Source organism: Nocardioides sp. NPDC057577, from assembly GCF_042801335.1.
GTDB lineage: Bacteria > Actinomycetota > Actinomycetes > Propionibacteriales > Nocardioidaceae > Nocardioides.
In genome coordinates this window covers 1-3,574 of sequence record NZ_JBHVGB010000294.1, presented here as the reverse complement: position 1 = coordinate 3,574, position 3,574 = coordinate 1, and the positions used below count along the sequence as shown (strand labels likewise).

The following is a 3,574-nucleotide window of genomic DNA, read 5'->3' as shown; positions in this document are numbered from 1 at the left end:
ACCTGACCAGGTCGCGGACCGTTTCTCTGTTCTGAAGTTACTCACGGGTAGTCTTAGCCCACCCTTACGCAAGCAAAGCCGACGCCAAGCACTAGGCTCGGTTGCATTCCGGCAGTCCTGCCCTGATGAGGAGCGCCTAGGCATGTTGCAGATCATCACCATCGTCGTGTGCCTCGCGACAACGGTCGCCGCCGTCTACATGACGACCAAGGCGGTCCGGTCGATGCTCGCGGTCATCAAGATCGGTACGCCGATCAGCCGCGTCGACCAGCCGCTGGCCCGCACGCTGACGATGCTGAAAGAGACCGTCCTCCACACGCGCATGTTGCAGTGGACCTGGGTCGGCATCCTGCACTGGTTCGCCTTCGCGGCGTTCATCGTGCTCTCCACGGCGGTCGGCTCGGCCTACTTCCAGCTCTTCTCCGCCGACTGGACGATTCCCATCATCGGGAAGTTCTTCCTCTACGAATGGGTGGCCGAGGGTCTCGGCCTGCTCGGTGCGCTGGGCATCATCCCGCTGATCATCTACCGGCTGCTGCACCAGCCGAGGAAGATGGGCCGCGAGACGCGGTTCTACGGGTCGGTCATGTGGCAGGCCTTCTTCGTCGAGGCGATGGTGCTGCTCGAGTCGATCGCGATCCTGTTCATCCGCGGCGCGGAATACAACCTGGCGCTGGCGCACGGCGGCGAGCACGCTGAGCACGCGACCGGCTTCCACTTCCCGATCTCTCAGTTCTTCGGTGCTCTCTACCCGACCGGCGCCGAGTCGATCGGGACGCTGGAGAACATCATCTACCTCATCGCGACCTTCAAGATCCTCTCCGCGCTGATCTGGCTGATGGTGATCTCGTCCAACCTGACGATGGGTGTCGCCTGGCACCGCTTCACCGCCTGGTTCAACATCTGGTTCAAGCGCGAGCCGGCGTCGCGTACGTCTGCCGTCGACGGCGCGCGCCCGCTCGGCACCGCGCTCGGCGCGATCAAGCCGATGCTCATCGACGGCACGCCCGTCACCCTCGAGGACGTCGAGGAGGACCGGATCGCCGAGGACGCCATCTTGGGCGTCGGCTCGATCCAGGACTTCTCCTGGAAGGGCATCCTCGACTTCACCACCTGCACTGAGTGTGGTCGCTGCCAGTCGCAGTGCCCCGCCTGGAACACCGAGAAGCCGCTCTCGCCGAAGCTGCTGATGATGGGCCTGCGCGAGCACGCGTACGCCGCTGCCGCTGACGGCGACCTCAAGGAGAAGCCGCTGATCGGCAAGGCCGACGGCGCTCCGGAAGGTGCCGAGAGCAACGCCGAGGTTCTCGACTGGTTCTACAACCCGGAGGACGGCGGCTTCGTCATCGACGAGGACGTCCTCTGGTCCTGCACCTCCTGTGGTGCCTGCGTCCAGCAGTGCCCCGTCGACATCGAGCACGTCGACCACATCATGGACATGCGCCGCTACCAGGTGCTCGTCGAGTCCAACTTCCCCTCCGAGCTCAACGGTCTCTTCAAGGGCCTCGAGGGCAAGGGCAACCCCTGGAACATGAACGCCAACGCGCGCATGGACTGGGCCAAGGACCTGCCCTTCGACGTCAAGGAGGTCGGCAAGGACATCGAGTCGCTGGAGGAGGTCGACTGGCTGTTCTGGGTCGGCTGTGCCGGCGCCTACGAGGACCGCGCCAAGAAGACCACCCGCGCCGTGGCCGAGCTGCTCGACATGGCCGGGGTCTCCTTCGGCGTACTCGGCAACGGTGAGACCTGCACCGGCGACTCCGCCCGCCGCGCCGGCAACGAGTTCGTCTTCCAGGGCCTGGCTCAGCAGAACGTCGAGACGTTCAAGGAGTTCAAGGTCAAGAAGGCCGTCACCACCTGTGCTCACTGCTTCAACACGTTGAAGAACGAGTACAAGGAGTTCGGCATCGAGCTCGAGGTCGTCCACCACACCCAGCTGCTCAACCGCCTGGTGCGCGAGGGCAAGCTGACCCCGGTCGCGGACGGCGCCGGCGCCCACAAGCGCTCGATCACCTACCACGACCCGTGCTACATCGGTCGCCACAACGGCGTCTACGAGCCGCCGCGCGAGCTGCTGCAGATCATGCCGGGCGCGGAATACAAGGAGATGCCCCGCAACTCCGAGCGCTCCTTCTGCTGTGGTGCCGGCGGTGCCCGGATGTGGATGGAGGAGAAGATCGGGTCGCGGATCAACGAGAACCGCACCGACGAGGCCGTCGCCACCGGCGCCGACCAGATCGCCGTCGGCTGCCCGTTCTGCCGCGTCATGCTCTCCGACGGTCTGACCAAGGCCCAGGCCAACGGGGCTGCGCGCGAAGAGGTCGAGGTGCTCGACGTCGCGCAGATGCTGCTCGCCTCCGTGAAGGGCGAGCAGGCGACCAAGCTGGCCCCGGGCGAGGGCGCGAAGGTCGGTGCCGCCGCCAAGGCTGCGCCGGCCGTCGAGGAGGCCGCTCCGGCCGCCGCAGCGGGCACGTCGCTCTTCGACTCCGCCCCCGAGACCACCGAGACCGAGAAGGCTCCTGCCGACGCGTCCTCGCTCTTCGACACCCCCGCCCCGGCCGAGCCGGCCACCGGAGGTACGTCGGGTGGCAGCTCGCTCTTCGACACCCCCGCGCCGGCCGCTGAGCCGGAGAAGCCGGCCTCCGGCGGCTCGCTGTTCGACGGCGGCGGGTCGCTCTTCGACACGCCTGCGGAGACGCCCGCCGAAGAAACCCCGGCCTCGGGCGGCTCGCTGTTCGACGTGCCGGCCGACAAGCCGGCCGACAAGCCTGCCGAGGAGCCGGCTTCGGATCTCGGGACCGGCGGGTCGCTCTTCGACGTACCCGCCCAAGAGGCAGAGCCTGCCGCCGCACCCGAGGCGAAGGCCGCTCCGGCACCCGCCGAGGAGCCTGCTGTCGACCTGGGCGGAGGCGGCTCGCTCTTCGACATCCCGGCCGCACCCGCCGAGGAAGCCGCACCGGCCCCCGAGGCGAAGGCGCCCGCCGCCGAGCCCGAGGCGCCTGCTGCCGCTCCGGCTGCTGCTCCGGCCGCAGAAGAGCCGAGCATCGACCTCAGCGCGGGTGGTTCGCTCTTCGACATCCCGGCCAGCACCCCCGAGCCGACTCCCGCCCCGGCCAAGGCCCCCGAGGCCGCGACGGAGGCTCCGGCCGCACCTGCTCCCGTGGCGCCTGTCGCTCCGGTCGCAGGTTCGGGAGTCACCTCGGAGCCGAAGACCGACGTCGACTTCGACAGCCTCGGCTCACTCTTCGACATCGAGGCCCCCGAGGGCACCGTCGCCGCTGCGGCTCCTGCCGCCCCGACCGAGGCCGCTCCGGTGGCCGAGACCGCCACGGAGACCGTGGTCGACGAGGCGCCTGTCGAAGACGTGGCCGTCGAGGCGGAGCCGCCGGCCGTCGAGCCGGAGCCCGAGCCCGATCCGGTCGCCGAGGCGCCCGCACCGGAGCCGAAGCCGGCCCCGGCCGTGAGCGGAGAGACCCACACGCCGCGTACGGACGTCGACATCCACGAGGCAGGGTCGCTCTTCGACCTCTGACCCAGAACGCCGAGACGTCACGCGCGTCGGTCGAGATGGCAC

Annotated in this window: 1 protein-coding gene; it reads left to right on the top strand. The window is 68.6% G+C overall.

Annotation, left to right across the window (positions count from 1 at the left end; translation table 11 throughout):
- Positions 1–142: 142 nt before the first annotated feature.
- Positions 143–3,532, top strand: coding sequence for a heterodisulfide reductase-related iron-sulfur binding cluster (locus ACFU7D_RS29070; RefSeq protein WP_378873853.1), 3,390 nt, complete (start codon positions 143–145; stop codon positions 3,530–3,532).
- The last annotated feature ends 42 nt before the right edge of the window (positions 3,533–3,574 follow it).